Genomic DNA, 26,383 nt, shown 5'->3' on the forward strand with positions numbered 1-26,383 from the left:
TGCAAAATGGATAAAATTGACTGTATTAAGGCGTTTGTGGTTACCGCTCGACTCAACAGCTTTACGTTGGCATCCGAAGAGCTCGACACCACGCAAAGTGCTGTGAGCAAAAAAATTGCGTGGCTAGAGAACAACTTAAAGCTCACCCTTTTTCAGCGTAACAGCCGAAAGATCTCATTAACCCCGGCTGGAAGAGACTATCAACAATACTGTTTGCGACTATTAGACGAGATGAGCAGTTTCGAAGCTAAGTTGACTCGGGAGGCTCAATCCGTTGAGGGAGAAATCAAAATCTCAGCCCCCTCGGCCTTCTCAAACCAAGTCCTCACTCACGCACTCAAGGCGTTTATGGTTCAACACCCAAAGATCAGGATTAATCTGTGTGTCAGCGATAGCTTCGTTAATTTAAATGATCACATGATTGATCTTGCGATTAGAGCCTCTCAGCTCAGTGACTCAAACTTAAAAGCAAAGCTGTTATTTAAAAATCATGTTCATTATTACGCTTCGCCAGATTATGTGGAGCGCCTTGGTTTGCCTGAGACACCAGCGGATTTAATTAACCATCAATGCCTTACATATTCGCTGATGAAGCCATCCAGCGACTGGAACTTCAAAGACTCGAAAGGAACCGAAACAAAAGTTCGAGTTAATGAAAGCTTCTCGACTGACAGTCCAGAAACGTTACTGAATATGAGTAGGCTTGGCCTGGGGATCTGTGCCTTGCCAAGTTGGATGGGAAAAGAGTGGGTACAGCAGGGTCAATTGATCGAAGTGTTACAGCCTTGGAGCCATCAAAAGCTCCCTATGTATCTGCTCTATCACCCCAGTGACTACCTTCCTGTTCGCTTGCGCGCCTTGATCGATTTCCTTGCAGACTACTTCGCAAAATATGCTATCGACTAAGAGTTGATGCAGTAAAAAATGGACCTTTTACACTCTGATGTAGAGTACAAAAGGTCCATTCGTCATCAAGTAGCAGCTAATTGCCCAACTTCGCAAAGCTGCTCATGCAGGATAATGCGAAGTCAAAGCTTAGAACAAGTTAGTAAAGAACAGCTTGATATGGTCAAGAATTCGCTTGAAGAAGCTACCCTCTTGTACAGACTCTAACGCGACCAATGGTTGAGTCTTAATATCTTCGCCATCAACGGTGTAGTGAACCACACCCAAAGTTTGGCCTTTTTCGATAGGTGCTTTCAGATCAGAAGTCAGTTCAACCGACGCTGATAGCTTTTTGCCATCAGCTTTTGGTAGCGTGATGTAAGTATCTTGGTCGACACCTAGCTTAAGTGTGTCTTGCTCGCCAAACCATAGCCTCTCTTCTGAGATCAAATCTCCACTTTGATGTGGGTTCAGTGTATCGAAGAATCTAAAACCGTAGCTCAGAAGCTGCTTACTATCTGATTCACGGCCTTTAATGCTACTTGACCCCATTACTACGGCAATCAGGCGCATCTCACCTTGTGTTGCAGAACTCGCCAAGCTGTAGCCCGCACCAGAGGTATAGCCCGTTTTCATACCATCAACATTCATGCTTCTATCACGCAGCAAACCATTACGATTATGCTGAGTGATACCGTTATAGCTGAACGAGCGCTCGCTGTATAAACCGTAAACATCTGGTAGATCGCGAATAATGGCACGACCTAACAACGCAATATCGTAAGGCGTTGAATAAAGATCCTCAGCATCGAGTCCATGAGCATTAGCGAAGTGTGTGTTTTCTAGGTTAAGAGACGCCGCCCATGAGTTCATTAGGTCGACAAAGGCACCTTCAGAGCCAGCCACATGTTCAGCAATAGCGACACTAGCATCATTGCCCGATTGGATAATCAAGCCACGGTAGAGGTCCATCATATCGACATTGGTATTAACCTCGATGAACATCTTGGAGGAGTCGGGGAAGTTCTTGGCCCACGCGTTTTCGCTGATTCTAACTTTATCGTCCGCTGAGATGTTACCACGCTTCATCTCTTGACCAGCGACGTAACTGGTCATCAACTTGGTTAAGCTCGCAGGATTCAATTTCGTATGCGCATTATTTTCAACTAGGACTTCACCTGAGTTGAAATCCATTAAGACATAGCCCTTTGCGCCTAGGCTAGGAGGAGAAGGAACAATCGTTGGTGCTGCCATTACAGCATTACTCGCAGCCAATAAACCAACAAGGGAAAGTGAATATTTAGCGAACAATTTCATTAGATCAAACCTGAGTTAACGTTTTGTTCAGTATAGCTAAATACTGAGAAAAGACGCCGAAACTTTACGTTGCTTTACTCAAATGAACCTTTAGTTACAAATTTCAATTGATAGCTTGAATTATGTTCAAATATTGAGTCAATATTATTGACCCAACTAATGACTCTACCGGTTAGGTATATCTCTGAATAACCTATTAACAAAACTCGATATACGTTGGTCGAGCTGCGAATGAGTTAGCCCACCTTGAATACCAGATTGTGCCAGTGCTTGCCACTGTATAACTGCGCTATTTGGAAGCAAAAATACGATATATAGCGACCCTTTTTCTGCTTTTTTACCCTTTTCGTTATAAAAAGGGACGCCAGTCGAAAGATTCAATCGATTCAAGATAGCTTGGTCACTCAGCTCTGACTCTTGCGCTAGGCCAAAGCCAATGACAACGTCACCTTGGGCACCATTATTAGCTAATCGATAACCCTTTTGCGTCAAATGGTCTTCAATTGCAGAACGAACGATATCGGTGACTTCTGTCTTGTCGTAGTTTTTGGAAAGGTAAGCTTGTTCTGAACTTGGGTGCCATGAATACGTCTGTACGCCCTGATTCATAAACGTAAAGTCACCACTGGTTACCACACCGAAATCATGCTTCATCGGCATAGGCTCTGTTGTGCATCCCATCAAACTAACCGCCAAGATAACGCTCGCTAAAAAGCCGCTTAGACATTTATTTTTCATTCGTCGCTTCCTTTTCGTTATATGTTCTACAATTGGATTCAACACCAACACATTCAGTAATTATATTATCCAAAAACCTTTTAAACGTTTGCGTAATCGCTAACCTTCACTTTCACTCGTTTTGGGGCTTTTATCACAAAAAAAGGCTTGCTATAGTCAGCACCAGTTAAACAAAACCAGACCATTCGAGGCACGGAGCTTCCTCAATAATCTCATGAAGAGAAGGATTGGTACCGACACTGTATCGGCAAAACTAAGAGGGTCCAACAATGGAATTTAATATGGTTGAAATTTTAGGTTACGCAGCATCTATCATGGTTGCGATTTCATTAACTATGAAAGACATCGTTCGCTTACGTGTTCTTAACTTTATTGGTTGTGCTCTCTTCACTGCTTACGGTGTAATGATTGATGCATGGCCAGTAGTAGCGACCAATGGTTTCATCGCAATCGTAAACGTTTATTTCCTTGCTAAAATGCAAAAGGAAAAAAAAACGGAAGCGTTAAAAGCTGCTAAAGCTTAGCATTCGAATCTGATAAAAAGCCCGAACAATTAATCTTGTTCGGGCTTTTTTCATATGCAGTGTTTAATATGAGGCAAACACTCCCAATTAGGACTTGAGTAACACTGGGTGTTGTTCCTACCGGCCTCCTTTGCTCGATAGAGCGCAGCATCAGCCTTCTCTATGACCTTTTCGACGCCTTGATTCACTGGTGCATAACAACAACCCGCACTGATTGTGATCTGTCGGCACAACCCCTGAGTCTTCTCCACATCCAAACGTATTGTCTCTGCCAACTCCATCAATTCCGCTTGTTCACAATCGAATGTCACAACGACAAACTCTTCTCCTCCATAGCGTGCTATCAAACGATTTTCTGTCTCATACTCCTTCAACTTAACAGCAACGGCCTGAATCACTTTATCTCCTTGTGTATGGCCAAAATCGTCGTTAACACGTTTGAAATGGTCGATATCGAGCAGAACAACCCCTATGTGTGAAACAGGTGCCTGATGCTTTTGTATTCTGACTTTAAACTGTTCCATAAAGCTTCTGCGACTGTTGATCCCTGTTAGATAGTCAAGGCTAGCCAGTTCTAACATTTTATGGTGTCGATTCTTGAGATAGAGGACTAACACTGAAATGATCGCTATCAAGCTGGCAAAAAGGGCCATCAAGCTCACAAACAGCAAACTATGATTCTTATTTAGCTCTTGTTCAGAGATACCAGCAACAATTACCCAGTTCAGGTAAGGATAAAACTTGTAGAAGATGTTTTTAGTCGCTACTCCAGACTCATTTTCTAAATCAAACTTAACGTGTCCTTCTCGATTATTAAGAACCTGTCGGATGAAACTCTGAGAGGTTGACTCAACCACGGATTCAAAGGCTCTATTATCAAACTGGTTCTGTAGAATCCGCTTCCCATCAAGATCAACGATATAGATGTAGCCGCTCTCGCCATAGGCATACTTACTGAGCTTTTCCTTCAACTGCACCTGATCCACCAAGAACATCAATTCATCTTTATAAGTCGTTGCTACCAAGGTATTGCCGCTCGGCAACTTTCTCGAATACGCAACTTTTGGCCGCATTCCTGTTTCATGAGGGTTGGCGTGATAATACTGCGATACACCTTCTTCCAACTTCAGTTGCCGCTGAATATGCTCTACGTTTGACCTGTCCTGACCTTGCAAAAATGGGTGATATAAATGAACTCCGTCAGGGGAAAGCAAATAGAGATAACCGGATTGCCCTACTTTTAATGTATTTGCGAGATCCGCCAGTTGTTGAGCTTCTGGTAGCTGTTTATGGCTCTCTACATAAGAGCGAGCGGTATCAATAACTCCCTTTAGATACGTTTTAATCGCTTCATTAACCGTCGTATCCACAATGTCATAGCTCGCATTTACGATGGTATTAAAAAACACTTGGTTGGATTCCAATAACGCTTCTTTGGTGCGATTAAATTGGATGGCAGACAGCACCATAGAAACCGTGGCCAGTGCTATCGAGAAGTTAAGAATATATTTACGTTTGAATTTCAAAATTACCCCATGCGCCCTCACTACAACAGTGTCTGGTTCTTGCCCTTAATAAGCAGCGAGTTTTATATCACAAACGGTAGGGTGTATGAATTAAGGTATTGCCTTTAAAAACGTTTGATTCATTGATATGTGACCAATACCAAAAACGCCACATTGATAATATCAATGTGGCGAATTTATAATTTTATAAATACTTGTTTTATAAATATTTTTCTCAGAATCGAGAATTCATAGTCACCATTTTACTGACAAACAACCGTCCAACTACCGTCACTACCCGGCTCAGAACTTGTCCACCAGTTAGCTTGGTAAATGCTGCCATTGTGAACCACTTGGTCACCCGTATTAGCATGGCTTGGATTGCCGGCCCAGTCTTTCTGAGGCAGATCCGGGTACACTGTTAAGCCTGCAGTATCACAAGTACCAGGGTTTGTGCCACCGTCGCCAGGGTTACCGCCACCAGAACTGATATCACCTAAAGGTAAATCTGGTTGCTCAAAGCTAAAGGCATAATCGACACCACCTAGGTTAACGGCATAGTTTGCAGGGCCTGAAATTGGTAAGTAATACACCATGTCCAGCTCATACACGCCACCAGCAGGCAGCTCTTTCCATGCAGGTAATGTGAAGGCTACACGGTGCATAGTTCCGTCTAATCCACCGATGTTATCCGCACGAGTATGACCCGAAGCAATCACAGTCAAACCACCACCAGACTGATCTTTCGCGTTATCTGGTGCAGATACAGGAATATCAAACTGGAACTCAGTACCGCCAGGCAGTGCTTGACCCGTATTGTTGGTAAACGTGATCTTAGGATTAATTGGGTAGTTTTGGTCACCGACTTTGAAGCCACCAACCGATACTGCGATGTCTAATGCTTCGGTAGGAATTGCGCCAGTCGCGACTTTGTTGCCATATGGCGTTGCCGACTTAAACTTATCATAGATAGCTTTAGTCATTGTGTTACCCATGTGGAACTCACCGTTACCGCTGTTACACGCTTGCTCTGTGGTATCAACCGTTGTGCGGTTGCCACTTGCATCAAGTACATAACAGTTGTAGTCGCCAGCCAGTTCCCAGAACATGATGCCGCCGATTTCTTTGTCGATAACGTAGTCCGCTTTCACGTTGATAGATTCTTTATCTTCCGTAGAAAGGAACACGCCTTTTTCAGCATTCCATAGCCAAGGTGCAACCGCAACGCTGTCGTAGTTACGTGTGTAAGTACCTCTTAAGACATCTGTTGGATCGTTTACAGGATCAAGCTTGTAAGCATCCGCATAAGAACCCCAAATGCCTTTCTCTAGGTTCTTCGCATGCCACATTGGGTTCGAGCCTGCACCCATTTCATTTCCTTTAGGGTCGGTATCGTGCCACATGTTATCGATACCAATCGCGCCATGACCACAGTTGTTCTTCTCGCCTTCACCTGTACCAGCGGCACATTCAGATTGATTAGGCAGTGCAGCTCGGCCCCAAAGACCATTTTCACCACCTGTTACACCCTGCCAACCACGCGTGTAGTAAGGCACACCGATGTTAATACGACCAGCTGGCATTGAACCGCGGAAGTAATGGTAAGCCCAATCCGTGTTCAGGTAGCCAATACCGCCATAAGCCGCCGTGTCGTATACGTTCCACTGTGCTAGCTCTGAATCTTTACCTGTATCAAACAAGGCAGCGTTATGACCAACGTGATCGTTCCACGCACCGTGAAGGTCGTAAGACATGATGTTCACGTAATCAAGATATTGAGTGACATCGAATGTTTCCATACCGCGTAATAGGTAGCCAGATGAAGGTGCTGCGATAGTTAACATGTAGTGTGTTCCATCTTCAGCAGACGCCACATCAAGCTTCTCACGCAATACTTTCATCAATACTTGGTATGAAGCCCATAGGTACTGTCGACGTGGTTCCATGAAGTCTTTGTCGTATGGGTTGCCCGCGCCGGCCATTGAGGTTGGGTACTCATAATCGATATCTAGACCGTCGAACTGGTACTTACGCAGCATTTCAACCGCTGACGTCGCGAATGTTTCGATGCCTTGATGGTTAATAGAGCCATCAGCATTGGTCGTCATAGTGTAGAAGCCACCATCAGCAACACGGCTGCCGTCTGTGGCAAAGTGACCGCCAGTCTCAGCCCAACCGCCAATTGAGATTAGTGTTTTAACACCGTGTTTTTTCTTGGCAGTTGCGAGCGCACCAAAGTGACCTTTAAAGCCTAATGCAGGGTCAACCTCTACTCCCGGCCACTCTTTACCAACAGCAGCATTATTTGGATCATTTACATCACCAACATTCACTTTGCCATCTGAACCAATGCTCACGAACGCGTAGTTAATATGTGTGAGTTGTTCCCAGGGGATATCATTTACTAAGTAAGCCGCTTGTGGATCGCCCCCTGCACGCCAGCTGGTGAAGTAGCCAATCACACGACGAGGGTGATCCGCACCCATTTTCTCACGGCCTTCATCATCGTAAATGGTACAGTAAGGAACATCGACACCTTGCGTTTGATACAAGCCATCAGGACGACATGTACTCACCGTTGGAGCACCATTCACCTTTAAAGAAGCCAAGGCTGAATCCGTTGTCGCACCTTGATCGTCGGTTGCTTTAGCGTAAACAGACAAAGTACCTGCTTGAGTGGTTGTGTAGTCAAGCGTATACGGGCTCGTTGCAGCCGTTCCAACTAAAGAACCAGCCACATAAAAATCAACTTTATCAACCGTACCATCACTGTCTGCAGCCGTTGCCGTGAGTGTTACCACGCCACCTACATCTACAGAAGCGGCTGAAAGTGCAACTGATACCGTTGGCGCTTCATTGCCAGGTTGCAGTGAATCGACAGAAACAGATACCGCGCTTGCTACACTCGCTGCACCTTCATTGTCTGTTGCAACAACAGATACCTGATGGTTGCCCGATGTTGCAGCCCAAGCCGCTTCAAATGGTGATGCTGTTACTACTGCGACGGAAGTACCATCAACAAAGAATTCTACCGAAGCAACACTGCCGTCAGCATCGAGTGCCGTAGCACTTAAGACGACATTATCGCCCTCAACGATCACATCTGACGCGGTAGGTGCTGTTAACGAAGCGGTTGGCGCTTCATTTGGCGTGCCACCGCCTCCGCCGCCACTACACACATCAATCTTTTTCCATTGTGCATAGTCACCTTCAAATTGGCTCGGGTTGTTGTTTTGATTCCAGTAATTCGCTGAGTACGCGCTGCCGTCATGTGAAACCTGATCACCGCCAGTATAAACGGTCGCAGAGTCCCATGTTTCTAATGTTGAACAATCAACAGCTGCATAACTGTTGAACGCCATTAAGCATGACGCGGTGAGTGTGCTGAGTGTGAAAACCTTCTTGGCCACTCTTCCTTGGTTTAGGTGCATGTGTGCTATCCCTTAAGTTGTTGTTTCAAGATGTTTAATTTCGGTCGTATTCGTACGACCACTTAAATCTCTTCGCAAAACAACTGTAGGTAACAAAGCCAGTTTCGCACTTAGAATATTCACTATTTATAAAATGACTCGCAAATAATTGCTTACACTCTGCAATGACTCGACACTTATTTTGCACCGACAACTAATATTAAATTTATTTCGCAAAGCTAAAAAATAATCGTTCCTCATAACCAGAAACCACACCTAGGGCATGGATAAGGTGCACTCAAAGTAACCAAAAAGGACAGATTTATAGGAGGAATGGATTTCTTTTTGCAATTCGCCGACTTTCTGGTGATAGATATGTTAGTATCTGCGACTTTTTTGACGAACCTCACATTTTCAAAGGGAGATGTGCGGGAAATACACAGGCTTCACGGCCAAATATAGCGAACAAATAATGTCTAACTTGACGCAAGTCGCCAACGAAAACATCAACGCAGAATCTACTTCTATCAACTTCACTAAAGCCCAGTCTCTGGGTGAAAAGCTCGAACTTGGAAACCCAGTGTTCTGGCTCAGCGGCAGTTTTTTAACGCTCTTTGTCGTTCTCGCTTTTACCAACACTTCAGCTTTGTCTGAACTGGTCAACATCGGTTTTAGCTACTCTACTCAATGGTTCGGTGCTTATTGGCAAGTGCTATTGTTGCTCAACTTTATTCTCGGTTTAGTGTTAGCACTGGGCCGCACAGGTCAAGTTCGTTTAGGAACACTTGCCCTACCAGAAATGTCCACTTTCAAATGGATGTCGATTGTTCTCTGTACTCTACTCGCCGGTGGTGGCGTGTTCTGGGCGGCGGCTGAACCAATCGCTCACTTCGTCTCTGCACCGCCTTTGTATGGTGAAGCGGATCCACAAACAATGGCGTTCAACGCACTTTCTCAGTCTTTCATGCATTGGGGTTTTCTTGCTTGGGCAATCTTAGGCGGTTTATCTTCTATCGTGTTGATGCACCTACATTACGACAAAGGTCTGCCTCTAAAACCTCGTACGCTGCTTTATCCAATTCTAGGTGATAAAGCAATTAATGGTTGGATTGGTAACGTGGTTGACGCATGTAGCATCGTTGCTGTCGCTGCGGGCACTATTGGTCCTATTGGCTTCCTTGGTCTTCAAATCAGTTATGCGTTAAGTGAGCTGTTTGGCATCTCAGATAGCTTTGCAACACAAAGCGTGGTTATCTTGTTTGCTATCGCGATGTATACCCTTTCGGCATTAAGTGGCGTCAACAAAGGCATCCAACTAGTGAGCCGTTACAACATTATCTTATCTGTATGCCTAATCGGCTACATCCTTGTTGTCGGCCCAACAAGCTTCATCGTAGACGGATACTTGCAAGGCATGGGGGAGATGATCGATAACTTCATCCCTATGGCGCTTTATCGCCAAGATACAGCGTGGCTTGGTAGCTGGACGGTATTCTTCTGGGGCTGGTTCTTAGGTTATGGCCCAATGATGGCGATCTTTATTGCTCGTATTTCGCGTGGTCGCACCATTCGCCAAATGATCGTTTCTATCAGTATCGTTGCTCCATTGGTAACCTGTTTCTGGTTCAGTATTGTTGGTGGTAGTGGCCTTGCATTTGAGTTAGAAAACCCAGGTGTGATCTCTAGTGCGTTCGAGGGCTTTAATCTTCCGGCTGTATTACTGGCTATCACTGCACAACTGCCATTTCCGACTCTGATTGCGATACTGTTCCTTATCCTGACCACCACGTTCATCGTAACGACAGGTGACTCAATGACCTACACCATCAGTGTGGTTATGACAGGCACCACAGAACCAAACGCAGCGGTACGCACCTTCTGGGGCATCATCATGGGTGCCGTAGCCATTGCGCTTATCTCAATGGGCTCTGGCGGTATATCTGCGCTACAGTCGTTCATTGTTATTACTGCCGTTCCTGTATCATTCATCTTACTACCATGTTTATGGCATGCACCTAAGATCGCGACACAGATGGCAAAAGAGCAAGGTATCGCTTAATACCGAAGCCAATTTATTTAAGCTTATTGTCTCGAATAAAAAAGCCACTCAAGTGATTCACCTGAGTGGCTTTTTTGTATTGGTTCCATTGTTTCAGCGTCAGAAACTAGTACTAAGCATACTTAATGAAGGCTTGAGTTAACTGCTGAAAAAGTGAGTCTACGCTAGGCAGAGGCTTCACATGCTCAGACAACAGAGTATGAACATGTGGGTCTACTACGGTTGGATTACCGCAGATTTGATTATAAAAATTAACGGGCGCAACACTGCTCTCTAAGTCGACATCTAACAAAATACAGGCTTGCGAAAGGACTATTTGACCGCCACCGCGTTTAAGCAAAACACGCTGAGCCGTACCTACTATTTTCTGTTTGTTGATATTGAGGTTGTAGTCGCCATCACAATAAGAGCCGGGAGTCGCATGCACATCCACATCGACGCCCAAGTCTTTAAAAAACAGAGTTAAGACATTGCATAGATGTAGATACGCTTTTTTGATGTCGTAGGCTTCATTACTAGGCCAATGATAAATATGCGATAGGTTAATAATCCCCGGCAACTGGGGGACGGGAGCGCCACCTGTTTTTCGCGAAGAGAGTTGCCAACCTTGCGCCTCAAGTTGTTTTCGAGACTCTAAGGTTACTGGCCACTTTTTACCTGAAGGCAAAACGAGTGTCGGCGCTTTTGCTTGCCACAACAACAAGGCTTGTCCAATCTCACCAGATTGAATTTGCTGCAGTAGCTCATCTTCTTTTTCAAACGCACGATCAACATCTATGTGCGGGTAACGTACAAGTTTATTCGTTAACTTCAATGCACTTTTCCTCTGCAACTAATCGTGATTAAAGCACTGTCTCGTTACCAAACCCCACTTCTCATCTTGGTACTGATCTTCAACGTAATTACCTGACGTGTAGTCATTTACCACCTCTCTCCAGAACTTCACAGCATGGTCTGCACCCAATACTTGCTTAATCTCCCAGCTGCCTTTTAGATGCTCAAACAGCTCGGTTATAAACCGTTTCCCTACTTTGTTTTTACGGAAGTAAGGCACCACGTAAAAATCACAAATCTCAAATTCGTTTGGCGCTTTGGTCTCAATCGCTGTTAGAGCAGCAGGAACACCATCAATGTAGAGTAGATACCCCGTCACGCTATCGCCAAGCGTCGGGTATATCTCAAACAAGCCATACTCGTCTGGCTTGTCTCCAATAATCTTTGAAAACTCAGCCGCATATCCTTGATACAAATTCGCATATACCTGCTGATTACCACTGTAGACTGTCACGATGTTCATAAGTAACTCTCTGTTCTAACGACCGTTTTTGATACCATCTATTATGAATCATAAACAGCTTCTTTGTCCTTGGGAAACTTCTTTATCCTTTAAATACTAAAGCAAATCCCTTAACTTTTTGGCTGGATTGCCTGCATAAACACCCTTTTCAGTAATGTCTTTTGTAACGACGCTACCGGCACCTATCACTACCCCTTCACAAATAGTAACGGCTAGTACCGTTGCGTTCGATCCAATCGTGACATTATCCGCTATCACAGTACGCCCCCAACTCTCTGGGTTAGGATCTGGCTGACCTTCCTTAAACAGGTCATTAGCAAACATCACGCCGTGCCCAACAAAGCAGTCATTGCCAATCGTCACGTATTCACAAATAAAAGTGTGTGATTGGATTTTAGTACGCTCACCGATCACCGTGTTCTTTTGAATCTCGGCAAACGGACCGACAAACACGTCGTTCTTAAGTTCACAACCATAAATGTTTACTGGCTCAATAATAGTTACGTTCTCACCACATTCAATGTCGATGACTTGAGCTTTGAGTATTCTTGGAGCTGGCATATTTTTCCTTATCGAACTCGATTTTCGTTCAGTGACATTTGGGCTAAAAGCTACAAAGAAGCATAAAGCTCACTCAATGTTGGGAACCTTAAGGTGTTCCAATCACTAGGAAGCCTGATCGCTTCACACGAGTCCACCAACTTGCGCGCCTGCGTCGCGTCCCCAGAACAACTCACTTTGGCAAGTTCATCGAGTAAGTGAAGTTCATCATCATTAGAAACTGGGGCCATAAAGTGAGGCAAGATCCCCCAACCTATATCCCATGTGTGCATTTCATATTTAGACAGCGCGAACAGGTCGCGAATCAGGCTCGCTTTAATAAAGGCTAGCCCTTTAAAATCGGCAAAACCGAACTTCCCAGCTGGTACTGAGTTTTCACGAGCGAGTTTCCAAGCCTGACCCGCAACTAAGAATTGAGATGACGGAACATCACACGGATCGAATTCAAACTTCAGAATGCGTTGATGAACGCCATCGAGCTGTGCATCAACCGATACCCAACGATGACCATTCCAATATTCACAAACCCAGTGATCTTCGAAATGATCTGGCCCTAGATACACTGCGAAACCACTTCTTATACGAGCAGGCACTCCTTTCATCCTGAAGATAGAACACACCAAAAGGGAGAAGTCTCGGCAAATACTGACCACTCTATGATTCGGCGCTTTGATGACATGTGCAGCTTGCCCTGATTTCGACATGGCTAACGACAGCAAATCCTTCGCATATCGCGTCTGCATTTCAGTGCGCTGAATAGAAATGTCTATCTCCACGCCATAATGCTCTAACCAATAAGCATGGATAAGGTTTCCTTGTACAAACTGACAGATTCCCTCGACATCATTTGGCACTTGCTTGATGTCCAACTTAATACTGGTGAGGTCGGTAAACTCAGATGGTGTAGCAAACTCAGAAATAACGGCATGTTCCATGACGTCCATATACTTCAGTCCTTGTCAAAAAGTGAAAAGCTCAAAACGGGCGTGTTTTGCTTAAGGAAACAATACGGTTTTGAAGATTAAGTATTGATTTTAGCGGGTGTAAATATGATCAGCGTAGAGCTTGCCACCAATGGTGTAAGCGTCTGGAACGACCTCTTTGAGTGAAAAACCACTTTTCAATAGCACTTTCTCAGACCCAATATTCCCCTCTGTTACAATAGCTTGAAATGAAGTGATCCCTTGCTGTTTGGTTGCCCAGCTAATAAGAGCCTTTAAAGACTCCGTACCAAAGCCGAAGCCATGAAACTTAGGTAAAATCAGATAACCGACTTCGGCAACGCCTTCGACCATACGAAAGCCCGTCACCCCAATCTTATCGCCAGTCTCTTTGTTTGTGATAGTAAGACACAGCCAATGTGTTGAATCTTTATCCCAAGCAGGCAATCGAGATTCGAAAGCTTCTTTAATATCGGAAGGTGATGGTTCGTCAAAGCACAGTCGGATAACCTCTGGCTCACGATTTAGAGACTGAAAAAGGGCCCAGTCTTCAATTGTGATTTGAGCCATGGTGAGTCTATCTGTGTTGATAATCATTGTGTACCGTCCTTATTGCATCACGATTATTAGGCAGAGTAAGCCGCTCCTGCTTTATATGCAACACATCCTGTGATTATTTTCTATAAATAACAGATATTTAAATTAGGTTTCTGTAATTCGCGTTGGTCATTCAACCATACAAAAAAAGCGCATAAGCCTAAACCTATACGCTTTTTACATTGGTGACTATTCGCTTATTTTGTTATTTTAAAATGCTTCTTCGAGCTCTTGTTGACTCTTTTTTTCAGGTTGATTTTCATGATTTTCAACCTCTTTCAAACGAGCGGTAAAGTGTCTTAGCACTGGCGGTTCATAGGTAAAGTCGAGCCCTTTCACTTTGCTTGCGTTCTCTTTTACTTTTTCGAACGCTTCAATAATGAAGTCCATATGCGTTTGAGTGTAAGTCGCGCGTGGAATGGTTAGGCGCAATAGCTCAGCAGGACATGAATGCTGCTCACCTGTTGCTGGGTCTCGCCCTTGCAGCAATGAACCAATCTCTACGGCTCGGATTCCCGCTACTTTATACAACTCACACGCTAAAGCATGGGCAGGGAATTCACCCGCCGGAATATGTGGAAGTAACTTACCTGCATCAACAAACGCAGCATGGCCGCCCGCTTGTTGGCACACAACACCAATCGCTTCCAAGCCATCAACCAGATATTGCACCTGACCGATGCGGTACTCCAACCAATCTTGGCGCATTCCGTCATATAGCCCAACTGCAAGACGCTCCATGGCACCGCCCTCTAAGCCACCATAAGTCGGGAAGCCTTCTTGCACGACACACAAGGTTCGGCACTCTGTGTACACATCCATGAAGGAGTCATCTTTAAAGCACAACAAACCGCCCATTTGCACCATCGCGTCTTTCTTAGCGGACATGGCTAAGCCGTCTGCGTATTTGTAGGACTCACGAGTAATTTGTTCGATCGTCCAATCTTGATAGCCCGGTTCACGCTGCTGAATAAAGTAAGCATTTTCAGCGTAGCGAGCCGAATCCATGATAACGGGAATATCGTATTTCTGAGCGATTTCATACACCGCTTTCAGGTTGGCGATAGAAACAGGCTGCCCACCAGCCGAGTTACAAGTAATGGTACTCACAATGTAAGGGACATTGGCAGCACCCGCTTCCAAGATCGCTTGTTCTAGCTTTTCGATATCGAAGTTACCTTTAAAATCGGCATTCACTGACGTATCGAACGCTTCTTTGGTGTAGACGTTCTTCGCCACGCAACAGTTCACTTGCGTATGGCCTTGGGTGGTGTCGAAGAAGTAATTCGACAAGGCGACCATCTTGCTGCGATCCAGCCCTTTCTCCATCTCGCGCTTTTTAATCAGTACCGGGATGTAAATCTGCTCTGCGCCGCGACCTTGGTGAGTCGGAATGGTTAGCTCATAACCGAAGATGTCTTTCACTGCATTCGACAGTGCATAGTAGCTGCGACTACCGCTGTAAGCTTCATCGCCCATTAACATCGCCGCTTGCATACGTTGAGTAATTGAACCCGTACCGCTGTCTGTCAGCAGGTCGATGAACACGTCATCGCTATCGAGTAGAAATGGGTTCATACCCGCTTCGACAATGGCTTGCTCACGATAAGCGTAGGTGGTTCTTTTAACTGGCTCTACAACGCGAATACGAAACGGTTCAGGTAGATGTTTGAAGTTTTCCATAATAGTACCTTTCAACGAACCCAGTACTTCCTAAGGAAGAAACATTAAAAAAGTCTAAGCTCATTATTTTTCAGATGTCACAAACCATCACTATTAATTTTATTTATTGCACCATCACATTCGTGACAATTACGATAAAACTTAATAGTGAAAGACAAATCATTGAATCAATAAGATATTGATTGAGGCCCTATTAATAATGGCTAAGAGATAAATAGCGACATGCATAAATAAATTATTATCTTACGCACAGGCTACGGCATTTCTTAAAACAAAATTAACAGGATTGGCAAAGCACAAGAGCTCTGCTGGCGCGTGACGCCCAGAAGGTACTACTCTGAAGAAAGGTGGAACGAGATCTGATGATCTAAAGTATACCAAGCTAACAAGGTTAGCCATGTTGTTGATTGCCATTTCAGATACATGTTCACAATATATCCCTATGTTGAAATCAAAATGATCCGAAATTTAAATATAGTGCAGTAATCTTATAAATAAAGACCTATCAATCATAAATGTGATCAATATTTACGTTGATGTATTTGGAGTGATTAACACCATATAAAATTAATCAGGGTATCGACCTAGCGAACTATTATACTAGTTCATTAACTTTAAGTTATATATAGATCTAGCCAGTAAGACCCGAAAAATAAAAATTAACTATCCAAGCGATATTGCGACTTAACGAATATCGCTTTGTAATGTTGATTATTTTTTCTTAGTGACTTGTTTTATCGCCATCTCAGCCAGCTTAGGCGTCGCGGCTTTCATTGCGCTCGGAGCAACCTTCTTGCCAGCTTTCATGGCTTTATTAAGCTGGACTTTTACCGAGGTTCCTCTGTTGATAGCTTCGAGACGCTGACGATTTCTCTGCACGTTATTGGCGTCTGCGATGTGTTCTATCAGCGTCTGTCCCAAAGCCTCTAAACCAAACTGTACTTTTTCTGGTGCAATCGCTAGCGGTAAAGCAATATCAGGCTTCAGAAGGGCTTGATTATATTCAAGGGCCTGAGCAATAATCTTAGCCTTTGCCGACGTTGGATTATCTAAATCGTAAGGTGGCTGCCACTCGTCCACCGGCTTTAACCGATCGACTTGGTTGACGACAGTGATCACAATGGGCTGCTTGCGCGAGATATTCTTAGGATCATCATAAAACGCATCAAACTTATCTTTAAGCTGCTTATCCAGTTCACGAGCTGACTGATTCGCTTTAAGTACCCATAACACCACATCAGCTTGAGTCATCTCTTTGAGCATCACAGCTTCGGTTTTCGAGCTTCCATCTAACCCTTGAAGATCAACAACCCTCACGTCATTGTCATCAACAAACGCGTTATAAACCGTAGAGCTGTCCGTTGATGGTAGGACGTCTACCTCTGCGACCATTTCCTCTTTGAGAGCATTGATAAGCGATGATTTACCAGAACTGGTTTGCCCCACTAGCACAATTCTCACCGGCTCTAATTCAGGTGAAAAACGTTTCTCGTCAGCTTCTGAAACCTCTGAGGCTCTCAGCGATTCATCTTCAATACTGAAACGACCACTGTACAAATCAATCGCAACAGCTGCCACTTCGTCGAGCAAGGCTTGTTTAGCAGCATATTGCATGTCATCCACAACGCCCTTTGTCATCGAGGCCGTCGCTTGCTCACGGCCTAAATCGGAAATGACTTTCAATGGATTCAAATAGAGGTTTTTAAGGTGATTGCCCCAAATCGCCGCTTTGAAGATCTTCTGCCCCAATTCCCCATATTTGTCATAGGCCTCATAGCCCGCTTTGATGTAAGAAACCTTCAAGTATTCAATACCCGGAATGTGCTCTTTCACCACCAATTTGTAACGACGGCTTACTTCTTCAAATAGTTTTAGCCCTTCCGGAATCGAAAAATCGAGCGACTTCTTACCAAACTTTTTAGCAACGAACTCCAGTACCTGCAAACCAGTTTGGTCTAGATTACCCCATTCAATATCATCGACTAGTTGTTGACGAACATAATGTTTCGAGTCGTTCCAGATCGACAGTTCAGCTTGAGACCATTCATTCGACGCTTTGACCAACGCATCGTCGATGTTGTGACTTGATGACTCAGTATTGGCTTCATCTGTTGTATTTTTTGCCGCATCACTGTTAGTCGAATTGCGTGAAGAACGGCTAGAGATGTATAACGGAATCGTGAACAGCAAGGTACTCACAGCAATGGCTATCGACATTTCCAGTAGGTAGCCATACTTGATTGCCAAGAACAGACCAAAGCCCATCATGATAATGCTCGGGAAGATCGCCGAAATCAGAGCGATGCCCCAACGACCACTCGACAACGCAGAAAGTAGTCGAAATAAATTTCTAATTTTCTTCATAGCCCGACGCCGCCTTTCCTTTTTTCAGGGATTCTTTGTAGATTGCTTGCATCTCTTGCTCAGAGACTTCTTCGCCTCTGTTCTTATGATAGAAGTAGTAGCACGCCGCTCTGCCAAGGCCATAGGTGGTACCAAAACTCATAGCTGCGGCTGCGACAGCGCCAATCGTTTGTCCATACACAGGAATCAACTTTACCAGTTGTCGAGTGCCAAGCTTCATTCCGTATTGCAACGCAAAGCTGCTGCCGAGAGTCCCCGTCAACTCACTGAAGACTCGCTTATTCCACTCCACCCCATATTGATTGGCTAAGCTATGCAGCATTTTCGCTTGAATGGCAGGCACGGACACTAAGCCTACACCCGGAATCAGATCGCTAGCTGCTGCACTTCCCGAATACCAAAGCACTTCACTTTCAACTTGGTCAAAATTGGCTTCTTCTTGCGTTGAATGCTCTTTGTTTTGCACCATCATTCCAATTACCGGAAGAATGCTGGTCAGTTTTTCTAACAAGATGTCGTGGTTATAGACATCACCGTCATTTGTCTCGAAATCAACCGCCACAGATTCAAAGCCTTTACCCCAAACCTTTTCGACTTGTTGACTGTTGAATTGAATTTGTCGTGTGCGATCTATTTCTTTAGAAGACAACACAGCAGTATGAACAAGCAGCAAGTGCTTAATCTTGTTTTGCTTCTTGATCTGTTTCAGAGCAGACAGCACCGCCGATTGTTCAGGCTCATCAGCTTTCATCACGACGACTAACGCATTACCCGCTTGGCCGATTTCTTTCAGATCCTCTGTAGGGTCATAGTCCGCTTCGCCCAAACCACGAGTATCAAGAAAGCGCATTATCGGCTTGTCTTGAGGAAACACGTACGACATTGCAGTCATTGTGCAGGGTGCAAAACCATTGCCCACCTCCACCGAAGAATCGCCCGTGAGCGCTTGAATAAACGAAGACTTACCTGCACCCGTTTTTCCCAACAACCACAAAGTCGGTAAATGCTTGCGTTGATACTCGTGCGCCTGAGTAAGGTCAGGGTTCTTGCTCGGGTTGATGAAATCTTTAATCTGCTCAAACATAGTTAGGCTAATTCTCACTTGGTATTGAGATTGATGACATAGCGCGACGATTCATACAATCGCATTCGCGCTCTTACTATATGTTTGTTCACCAGAGCAGATTTACAATACTTAGGCGACTGTTTTATGAACTTATGTTAATAGATACTCTAAATCCCCCTTTAGATCGAGAAAGCCTCAACAAGCTTACCTTGCTGAGGCTTTTTAAGTGTTAAGTCTTCAGACTGCTAACGCGACGTTGATTGAACGTTCACGCCCTCAAAAGAAAGATTACTTAGTCGTGTTCTCAAGCACGTAGTTTGGACCTGCTGTTTCAGCTGTCACAATCGCAAGCTTAGACACGTCCGCACCTTCACCTTGGTAAGCGTTAACGCCGTTCTCAACCGTTACTTGTGGTAGCTCAACCGAGTAACTTCCAATCAGCTCTGACTCAGTGACTTGACCAACATAGGTTTCATCGCTGTATGTTGCGCCGACTAATGGGAAGTCTGGTGTCGCTCGAACACTCACAAACTCAGGCGTTTTAGAGTTATCTACCACGTTGTTATTAAACGCGATATCAACCCCCGCATAGATGCCTTCTACTTCTGCGTTGTTAAATAGACTCACACGGTGACTTTGGTTGCCGTAAACAATGCCCCACTCCGTGTCGACCAGAGAGTTGTTTTCAATCGTGATATTTTTCGGAGTCCACTGCTTGTTAAGCTCTTTGCCCTTCACTGATTGATCAAGCTGCTCGCCGTTCGCAACATCAATAATGCCAGTATTAATTACAATACCACCACGCAGGTCAGCATTACCTTCAATCACACCATCACGACCACGCGTATTCGCAATGTAGTTGTTACGAATCACATGATCTTCATCGTAGATACGAACACCGCCCGTTAGGCGCTTCTCGTTACCCAAAATCATGTTGTTTTCAACCGTGTTACCTTTACCGTGACGCAGTGAAATCAACGCTGCGCTTTGGAAGATAGTATTGCCTGAAATTGTGTTGTCACCTGACTTAATCGAGATGAGCTCACGCTCACCATCCATATCGATCATCAGGTTATTGATAAATTTCGAACTTGAATCCCACTGTGAAGATTTTGAATCACCGATACGAATCGCTTCCCAGCTGTTACCGTTGTAGCGAATCGCTTCTTTGATATCGAACTCATTAAACTGGTTTGGCTTTTGATCCATAAAGATGTTGTTCGCGATCAGATGGTTATCTGACGTATCGTCTTTTTGGACACCGATCAAGGTACCGCGCTTTTGCTTACCTTCGAAACGGTTGTTGATCACTTTACCGTCTTTACCCCACAGTGAAACCCATAGGTATTTAGGGTACTCAGAGCGGCGCTCATCTGGCTCGTAAGTGTAGTCATGGTTGAAGTAGTAGAAGGTCGAGTTTTGAAGCGTATTGCCGTTACCCATCATACGAACTGCACCGAAGCGCTCGTTTGGACCACCTTCGGTAAACACTAAGCCATCGAGTGTAATGTCGTCACCCTTTAACTCGAATTGAATCAGGCCTGTCAGCCACGCAGAGCCCGCTTGCTCCGATCTAATAGTGACGTCATTTGCTGTGATCGTCACTTGACCCAAGTTGGCATATTTACCGTTAGGGATAACCACTTCGTCGCCATCTTGTAGGTTTTCAAATTGCGCTTTAAGGGCAGCGACTTGCTCTTCAGAAGCCACCGCTAACGTGTCGCCATCAACCATAGTTAAACGGTCGCTGCTCAAAAGGTAGATGCGATCGATGTCATTAATTGCAGGAGTCGCTTGCTCAACCGCTGTAACCTCTGGTGCTGAGTTATCTTGAGTTGTACACCCCGTAGCGAAAGCCAAGGTAAACGCGCTAACAATGCTTACCGAAATTAGTTTTCTCTTCATCTTACTTCTCACATTAAATAATGGATTATCAAATTAACCGCCACCTAAATGGGTGGCCGTTCTATTTACACTGCTCTTGTGGCTATTTATTGCTGTTTCTTTTTGAGAACAATATAGATAGATGATGAGCCAATTTGTACTACAATAATTTAATTGCGTGACAGCGATCTTGCAGTTTTAAATTTGATTTATTGGCAACAGAAACCGCCTAACTGAATGGATGATTTGATATGCAAAATCTCAATAGTTACGCTCATCGATAAATATTTTCTTACACTTATACCAAGTCTTACCTATATTTGAGAGAAGTCGGAGTTGTGTGAAGTTAGATCAGAAAGCAATCAAACCAACGTTCAATGCTCACTCATAAATTGAAAGGAAAGATCAAAGACAAGTCGGTAAACAACCTGTCTTAATGTTATCTAAAAAACCATTTCCCGCGCCTAACTTGTATCACAAATAAAGGTTATTTTTCCATATCAGGCACTCATTTCCAGCGAGCTTCATGGGGAAATCACTCTTGATTGGAAACAAGCACAAAGGGAAATGGAACTATGCGACGATTTACACCGCTCTTGGTGTAGTATTGAAGTGGCGCTTGAACTCACGGCTGAATTGAGATGGACTTGAATAGCCGACTCGACGAGCTGCATCGCTAATGCGAACACCTTCAAGCTGAATCAGCTCTTTAGCTTTATTAAGGCGTACTTTCTTCAGGTATTGAAGGGGGGATTCAAAAGTAACACTACGAAAAGCGCTATGGAAAGCAGAGACACTCATGTTTGCTTCTTCAGCTAGAGATTGAACAGTAATGGTTTGATCGTATTCTTCATGCACCTTTGATAGAGCCTTAGCAACACGAGCGTAATGTCCATCATGATGGGCAAGGTCAAAAAGAACACGTCCTTCTGAGCCAGTGAGCGCGCGGTAAACAATCTCGGTAACAATGGAATCTCCAAGAATGTTAGCTTCTATGTCGCAATGCAGCATTTTCACCAGTCGCTTAAAGCTCTCTAACATCGCCTCTTCCATCGGTGTTGACTCTAAGCCGCTCGCATTCTGTTTGTGCTTATTGCAATAACTTTCCAAAAAGCCTTGGTCTTCGAGCTTTTTCACTAAGCTATGCAATCGTTGGGAATCAATATTAATCGATAAACCTAACAAAGGTTCATCATCGACAGGCAGTGCTTCGCACTCTAACGGCATCGGTACACCAACAACCAAATAATCACCTGCTGCATAGGTGACTGGCCTGTCACCAATATAAATATTCTTCTTACCTTGCCCTAGCATGATGATGCCAGACTGATAGGTAAACGGCTGACGATGGTTGCCACGACTGCTTCTGTATAGCCAGACGCCCTCAATACCGGTTTCTCTGATCCCTTCTAGATCATGCCAACCTTTATATTCAACGTAGGATTGTAGTAACTGTGCGAGTGTCTTCATTGGCGGTAATTTTCCGTGCTGATTGAGAGTCGAAAGCCAATAGAGAATAACAAGATTGTAGAAATAGGCAATTTATTTGGAGGATCAGCTCTTCATGACCCAAGATTACTGTACTAATATGCAAATATAGAAATTGAGCAATCAATCAGAATAACAAGTTCCGCTTTACACAAGGATACAATGATGCAATTTACATACGTTAACCCAACCGTGATTCATTTTGGTAAAGGTCAAATCAACGCAATCAGCCAGGCAGTGGATACCGCTAAGAAAGTACTGGTCATCTACGGTGGCGGTTCAATTAAGAAGAACGGTGTTTACGACCAAGTTGTAGAATCCCTGAAAGATCACTCTTGGATCGAGTTTTCTGGCGTTGAAGCCAACCCAACCAAAGAAACGCTAGACAAAGCGGTGGCTATCGTTAAAGAGCAAAACGTTGAATTCATTATCGCTGTCGGTGGTGGCTCAGTAATCGATGGTTCGAAATACGTTGCTGCAGCAGCAAAATATGATGGTGACGGTTGGGATATCCTAGCAGGCAAACACCAAGTAACAGAAGCGACGCCAATCGGTGCAGTACTGACACTGCCTGCGACGGGCTCTGAATCTAACATGGGTGCAGTAATCACTCGTAAAGAGACTCAAGAGAAGCTGGCATTCATGAACCCTGCTGTTCAGCCTAAGTTTGCAGTTATGGACCCAGATGTAATGAAGTCTCTTCCAGAACGCCAACTTATCAACGGTTTAGTGGATGCATGGGTGCACGTATGCGAGCAATACATCACTATGCCAACAGAAGCGATGGTTCAAGACGGCTATGCCGAAACACTTCTAAAGAATCTGCTTGTTCTTGGTAAGCAATACGATGAGCGCGATAACGACTCATGGCGTGCAAACCTAATGTGGACAGCGAACCAAGCGTTGAACGGTCTGATCGGTACTGGCGTTCCTCAAGACTGGGCAACACACATGATTGGCCACGAGTTCACAGCACTTTGGCATGTAGACCACGCACGCTCATTGGCGATTGTTCAGCCTTCACTTCTACGTAACCAAATCGAAGTTAAACGTGGCAAGCTAGAACAAATGGGTCGCAACGTGTTTGGCCTTGAATCGGGCGCAGATCTAGCAGAGCGTACCATTGATGCAATCGAAGCCTTCTACCACAGCTTAGACGTCGCAACTCAGTTCGACGGCTATGAAGCAAGCAAAGAGAGCGCAATTGATAACGTTATTGCCCAGCTAGAATCTCACGGTTATGTACAACTGGGTGAAAACCAAGCGATTACTCCTGAAAGAACGCGTGAAATCCTAGAATCAGCGATTGCATAGTCTGTTATTTTTTCGCTCGCGATTGATTGATTGATAGTTTTATAGAACGAGCTTGTTGATACAAAGCATCACAACGTTTTTATAATCGAACTGAACCAAACGCAGAGTTCTTACGTAAACAGAAACGCAGCTCCCATTTTGGGCGCTGCTTTTTATTTGTCCAAACGATATAACGAAATTCTCATAAGCTCTTAATTTTATGTGCAATCATATTTCTATATTGTTAAGGTAATTCATTCCGTAACTACAGATGTACTGCAATTTGAACGCAACTTCTAAGATGGTTAAGTTTACGTCACTTAACAAGTGGTATGGTGATTATCATGCCCTGAAAGACATTGATTTGAGTATCCAACAGGGTGAAATCGTGGTGGTTTGCGGCCCTTCTGGCTCGGGTAAATCCACTTTGATTCGCTGCATTAACCAATTAGAGCCTTTTGACTCTGGTGAGCTCAGTGTCGTTAATCAAACTCTGCCTTGTAAATTCAACACTCCAGGCCAAGTCGGCATGGTTTTCCAACACTTTCATCTGTTTCCACATCTCACAGTGCTCGAAAACCTCACCTTGTCGCCAATCCGCACACTCAAAATGAGTAAAACCGATGCAGAAGCCTTGGCTATTCACTACTTGGAACGGGTACACATTGCTGAGCAAGCACACAAATACCCTGTTCAGCTTTCAGGCGGTCAACAGCAACGAGTAGCAATTGCTCGTTCTTTATGCATGAAACCCGACCTACTGCTGTTTGATGAACCAACCTCGGCACTCGACCCTGAGATGATCAACGAAGTGCTCGACGTAATGGTCGAACTTGCTGAAGAAGGCATCACTATGGTGTGTGTGACTCATGAGATGGGCTTTGCCAAGAAAGTAGCGGACAGAGTCATCTTTATGGATCAGGGAGAGATTGTTGAGTCAAATACGCCAACCGAGCTTTTTGAAAACCCTAAACATCAACGAACTCAAGCCTTTTTGAATCAAATACTGAGCTATTGATGATCATCCGAATTTTAAAGCCAACCCTTTCAGCCTTGTTGCAAATCGTTGTGCTCGTTGCTGCGGTAAGCTGGATTCTAGACTCCGGTGCACAAGCCATGGGCTATCGTTGGCAATGGGAGCGTGTTCCTGACTACATAGCATTTTATGAAGATGGTGAATGGTGGCCAGCCGAGCTCATTGAAGGACTATTCGTCACCATTAAGATATCTTTGCTCGCTTTAATCGCGACGCTATTGATTGGTTTAACAACGGCACTACTACGTAACTCAAATTCCATTGTTGGTCGAACCATCGCGAGTAGCTATGTAGAACTTATCCGCAACACACCACTGCTAGTGCAGATTTATCTACTCTACTTTGTCTTTGGACCGGTACTTGGTTTAGAGCGTTTTAGTACAGCAGTACTTGCGCTCGCTCTGTTTCAGGGCGCTTACACCGCAGAAATTTTCCGTGCGGGCCTGAACAGTATCGCCAAAGGCCAATTTGAAGCAGCACAATCATTAGGGCTCTCAAGAACGTTTACCTTCTGGGATATTGTGCTACCTCAAGTCATACAAAGAACCTTGCCACCACTAACCAATGAAGTGATCTCGCTTATCAAGAACTCTTCAATCGTGAGTGTGATGGCGATTTTCGATCTCACAACAGAGGCGCGTAACATTGTCTCTGAAACTGCCATGCCGTTTGAGATTTGGTTCTCTGTGGCACTTATTTATCTTGCATTAACTCTTTCACTTTCTGCCATCGCTGCTTGGCTCGAGCACAAGCTCGGCGTCAATTGGCGCACACAATAAGGAAATATCAGCATGAAGCTATTTAAATCTGCCATCACTGCGCTTTTAGCGTTAGCCGTCAGCTTACCGACTTTGGCCTCCGCAACACCTAATCTAGACAAGATTAACGAACGTGGTTCGCTACGTGTTGGTATGTCTACCTTTGTTCCTTGGGCAATGCGTAACAAGCAAGGCGACCTTGTTGGTTTTGAGATTGATGTTGCGAAACGCCTAGCAGAAGATTCAGGCTGGAAAGTAGAGTTTGTTCCAACAGCTTGGGACGGCATTATTCCTTCTCTGCTTTCTAAGAAATTTGATGTGATTATCGGTGGTATGTCGATCACTGAAGCTCGTGCTAAGAGTGTTCTTTTCACTGAACCTTATTCTCACTCTGGCGTTCAGCTTGCAGCGAACAAAGAACTGGCGAAAGGTTTCACTGAAACCTCTGACTTCGACTCTCGTCGCGTAAAAATAGCGGCTCGCCGTGGCGCATTCACCGTTCAAGTTGCTCGTGAAACCTTCCCGAAAGCAAAAGTTCTACAGTTTGATGACGATGCTCAAGCATTCCAAGAGGTTCTTAACGGCAACGCGCATGCTGTGATCGCTTCGAGCCCTAAACCTGAGCACGAGAGCATTAAAAACTCCGACACTCTATTCATTCCGTTCACAGAACGCTTATCAAAAGGTAACGAAGCTTTTGCGGTACGCCTAGGTGAAACTGACAAAGCAGAATTCTTCAACAAATGGATTCAAGCACGTACTGAAGATGGCTGGCTACAAGAGCGTTACGAGTACTGGTTCTCGACTCTAGACTGGCAAGATCAGATTGCTCAAGGTCAGTAATCAGAATCGGCGCTCTGAGTAAGCTCTAAGCTCTAAGCTCTAAGCTTTAAGAAAGACAAACACAGCGGCCAGTGAATTGGTTGGCCGCTTTATAATTGAGTTTCAAAGTGGGTTCTATGAGCCTACTTTGAAAC

The 26,383-nt window shown here is 44.5% G+C and carries 21 protein-coding genes; 7 read left to right on the plus strand and 14 right to left on the minus strand.

Going from position 1 to position 26,383, the window contains the following annotated elements; all coding sequences use genetic code 11:
• The first annotated feature begins 6 nt into the window (after positions 1–6).
• Entirely contained in the window at positions 7–906 is a 900-nt protein-coding gene (locus AC6R05_RS01735; protein WP_500646383.1) for a LysR family transcriptional regulator, read from the plus strand.
• 129 nt (positions 907–1,035) lie between these two features.
• Here the strand turns inward: AC6R05_RS01735 and AC6R05_RS01740 are convergent, their stop codons facing one another.
• Together AC6R05_RS01740 and AC6R05_RS01745 are read right to left on the minus strand one after the other, a co-directional pair.
• The gene (locus AC6R05_RS01740; RefSeq protein WP_285464840.1) at positions 1,036–2,202 is read right to left on the minus strand and encodes a D-alanyl-D-alanine carboxypeptidase family protein; all 1,167 of its coding nucleotides are present in this window, start codon (positions 2,200–2,202) and stop codon (positions 1,036–1,038) included.
• A gap of 165 nt (positions 2,203–2,367) precedes the next feature.
• A complete protein-coding gene (locus tag AC6R05_RS01745) occupies positions 2,368–2,940 on the minus strand; it encodes a DUF4136 domain-containing protein (RefSeq protein WP_500646384.1) in 573 nt (190 codons plus the stop codon).
• Positions 2,941–3,209: 269 nt separating this feature from the next.
• Between AC6R05_RS01745 and AC6R05_RS01750 the strand changes: the two genes are divergently transcribed.
• A complete protein-coding gene (locus AC6R05_RS01750; protein ID WP_032552699.1) occupies positions 3,210–3,464 on the plus strand; it encodes a YgjV family protein in 255 nt (84 codons plus the stop codon).
• Between the two features lie 50 nt (positions 3,465–3,514).
• On the opposite strand, the gene AC6R05_RS01755 is transcribed toward AC6R05_RS01750, so the two are convergent.
• Together AC6R05_RS01755 and AC6R05_RS01760 are read right to left on the minus strand one after the other, a co-directional pair.
• Positions 3,515–4,990 (minus strand): sensor domain-containing diguanylate cyclase, encoded by a 1,476-nt coding sequence (locus AC6R05_RS01755; protein ID WP_500646385.1) that lies wholly within the window; start codon positions 4,988–4,990, stop codon positions 3,515–3,517.
• 242 nt (positions 4,991–5,232) lie between these two features.
• Entirely contained in the window at positions 5,233–8,400 is a 3,168-nt protein-coding gene (locus AC6R05_RS01760) for a chitinase C-terminal domain-containing protein (RefSeq protein WP_500646386.1), read from the minus strand.
• 451 nt (positions 8,401–8,851) lie between these two features.
• Between AC6R05_RS01760 and AC6R05_RS01765 the strand changes: the two genes are divergently transcribed.
• Positions 8,852–10,438, plus strand: coding sequence for a BCCT family transporter (locus AC6R05_RS01765; protein ID WP_500646387.1), 1,587 nt, complete (start codon positions 8,852–8,854; stop codon positions 10,436–10,438).
• 112 nt (positions 10,439–10,550) lie between these two features.
• On the opposite strand, the gene AC6R05_RS01770 is transcribed toward AC6R05_RS01765, so the two are convergent.
• The 10 genes from AC6R05_RS01770 to AC6R05_RS01815 form a co-directional block, all read right to left on the minus strand.
• Positions 10,551–11,252: a lipoate--protein ligase family protein gene (locus AC6R05_RS01770; RefSeq protein ID WP_285406163.1), complete on the minus strand. Its 702-nt coding sequence runs from the start codon at positions 11,250–11,252 to the stop codon at positions 10,551–10,553.
• 18 nt (positions 11,253–11,270) lie between these two features.
• A complete protein-coding gene (locus AC6R05_RS01775; RefSeq protein ID WP_261904220.1) occupies positions 11,271–11,735 on the minus strand; it encodes a GNAT family N-acetyltransferase in 465 nt (154 codons plus the stop codon).
• A gap of 96 nt (positions 11,736–11,831) precedes the next feature.
• A complete protein-coding gene (locus AC6R05_RS01780; RefSeq protein ID WP_285406169.1) occupies positions 11,832–12,296 on the minus strand; it encodes an acyltransferase in 465 nt (154 codons plus the stop codon).
• A gap of 50 nt (positions 12,297–12,346) precedes the next feature.
• The gene (locus tag AC6R05_RS01785; protein WP_285406172.1) at positions 12,347–13,240 is read right to left on the minus strand and encodes a transglutaminase domain-containing protein; all 894 of its coding nucleotides are present in this window, start codon (positions 13,238–13,240) and stop codon (positions 12,347–12,349) included.
• 90 nt (positions 13,241–13,330) lie between these two features.
• Complete coding sequence (locus tag AC6R05_RS01790; protein WP_500646388.1) at positions 13,331–13,834, minus strand: GNAT family N-acetyltransferase; 504 nt, start codon at positions 13,832–13,834, stop codon at positions 13,331–13,333.
• Positions 13,835–14,044: 210 nt separating this feature from the next.
• Positions 14,045–15,517, minus strand: coding sequence for a tryptophanase (gene tnaA, locus AC6R05_RS01795; protein ID WP_500646389.1), 1,473 nt, complete (start codon positions 15,515–15,517; stop codon positions 14,045–14,047).
• A 711-nt stretch (positions 15,518–16,228) separates the two neighbouring features.
• Positions 16,229–17,881 carry a GTPase family protein gene (locus tag AC6R05_RS01800; RefSeq protein ID WP_500646390.1) on the minus strand — a complete coding sequence of 551 codons (1,653 nt, stop codon included), beginning with the start codon at positions 17,879–17,881 and terminating at the stop codon, positions 16,229–16,231.
• A complete protein-coding gene (locus AC6R05_RS01805; RefSeq protein ID WP_500646391.1) occupies positions 17,868–18,965 on the minus strand; it encodes a YcjF family protein in 1,098 nt (365 codons plus the stop codon). The genes AC6R05_RS01800 and AC6R05_RS01805 overlap by 14 nt, the downstream gene beginning before the upstream one ends.
• A 270-nt stretch (positions 18,966–19,235) precedes the next feature.
• Positions 19,236–20,852 carry a polysaccharide lyase 6 family protein gene (locus AC6R05_RS01810; RefSeq protein WP_500646392.1) on the minus strand — a complete coding sequence of 539 codons (1,617 nt, stop codon included), beginning with the start codon at positions 20,850–20,852 and terminating at the stop codon, positions 19,236–19,238.
• A gap of 564 nt (positions 20,853–21,416) precedes the next feature.
• Positions 21,417–22,301 carry an AraC family transcriptional regulator gene (locus AC6R05_RS01815; protein ID WP_500646393.1) on the minus strand — a complete coding sequence of 295 codons (885 nt, stop codon included), beginning with the start codon at positions 22,299–22,301 and terminating at the stop codon, positions 21,417–21,419.
• A gap of 183 nt (positions 22,302–22,484) precedes the next feature.
• Here AC6R05_RS01815 and AC6R05_RS01820 point away from each other — a divergent pair, with 183 nt between their 5' ends.
• From AC6R05_RS01820 to AC6R05_RS01835, 4 genes are all read left to right on the plus strand, one after another.
• Positions 22,485–23,633, plus strand: coding sequence for an iron-containing alcohol dehydrogenase (locus tag AC6R05_RS01820; RefSeq protein ID WP_500646394.1), 1,149 nt, complete (start codon positions 22,485–22,487; stop codon positions 23,631–23,633).
• A gap of 280 nt (positions 23,634–23,913) precedes the next feature.
• Positions 23,914–24,630: an amino acid ABC transporter ATP-binding protein gene (locus AC6R05_RS01825; protein WP_500646395.1), complete on the plus strand. Its 717-nt coding sequence runs from the start codon at positions 23,914–23,916 to the stop codon at positions 24,628–24,630.
• On the plus strand, positions 24,630–25,427 hold the full coding sequence (locus AC6R05_RS01830; protein ID WP_500646396.1) for an amino acid ABC transporter permease: 798 nt from the start codon (positions 24,630–24,632) through the stop codon (positions 25,425–25,427). Before AC6R05_RS01825 ends, AC6R05_RS01830 begins: the two co-directional genes overlap by 1 nt.
• A gap of 12 nt (positions 25,428–25,439) precedes the next feature.
• Positions 25,440–26,249, plus strand: coding sequence for a transporter substrate-binding domain-containing protein (locus AC6R05_RS01835; protein WP_500646397.1), 810 nt, complete (start codon positions 25,440–25,442; stop codon positions 26,247–26,249).
• The last annotated feature ends 134 nt before the right edge of the window (positions 26,250–26,383 follow it).

The sequence above is a fragment of the Vibrio sp. R11-SG3-ISO9 genome (assembly GCF_059834255.1).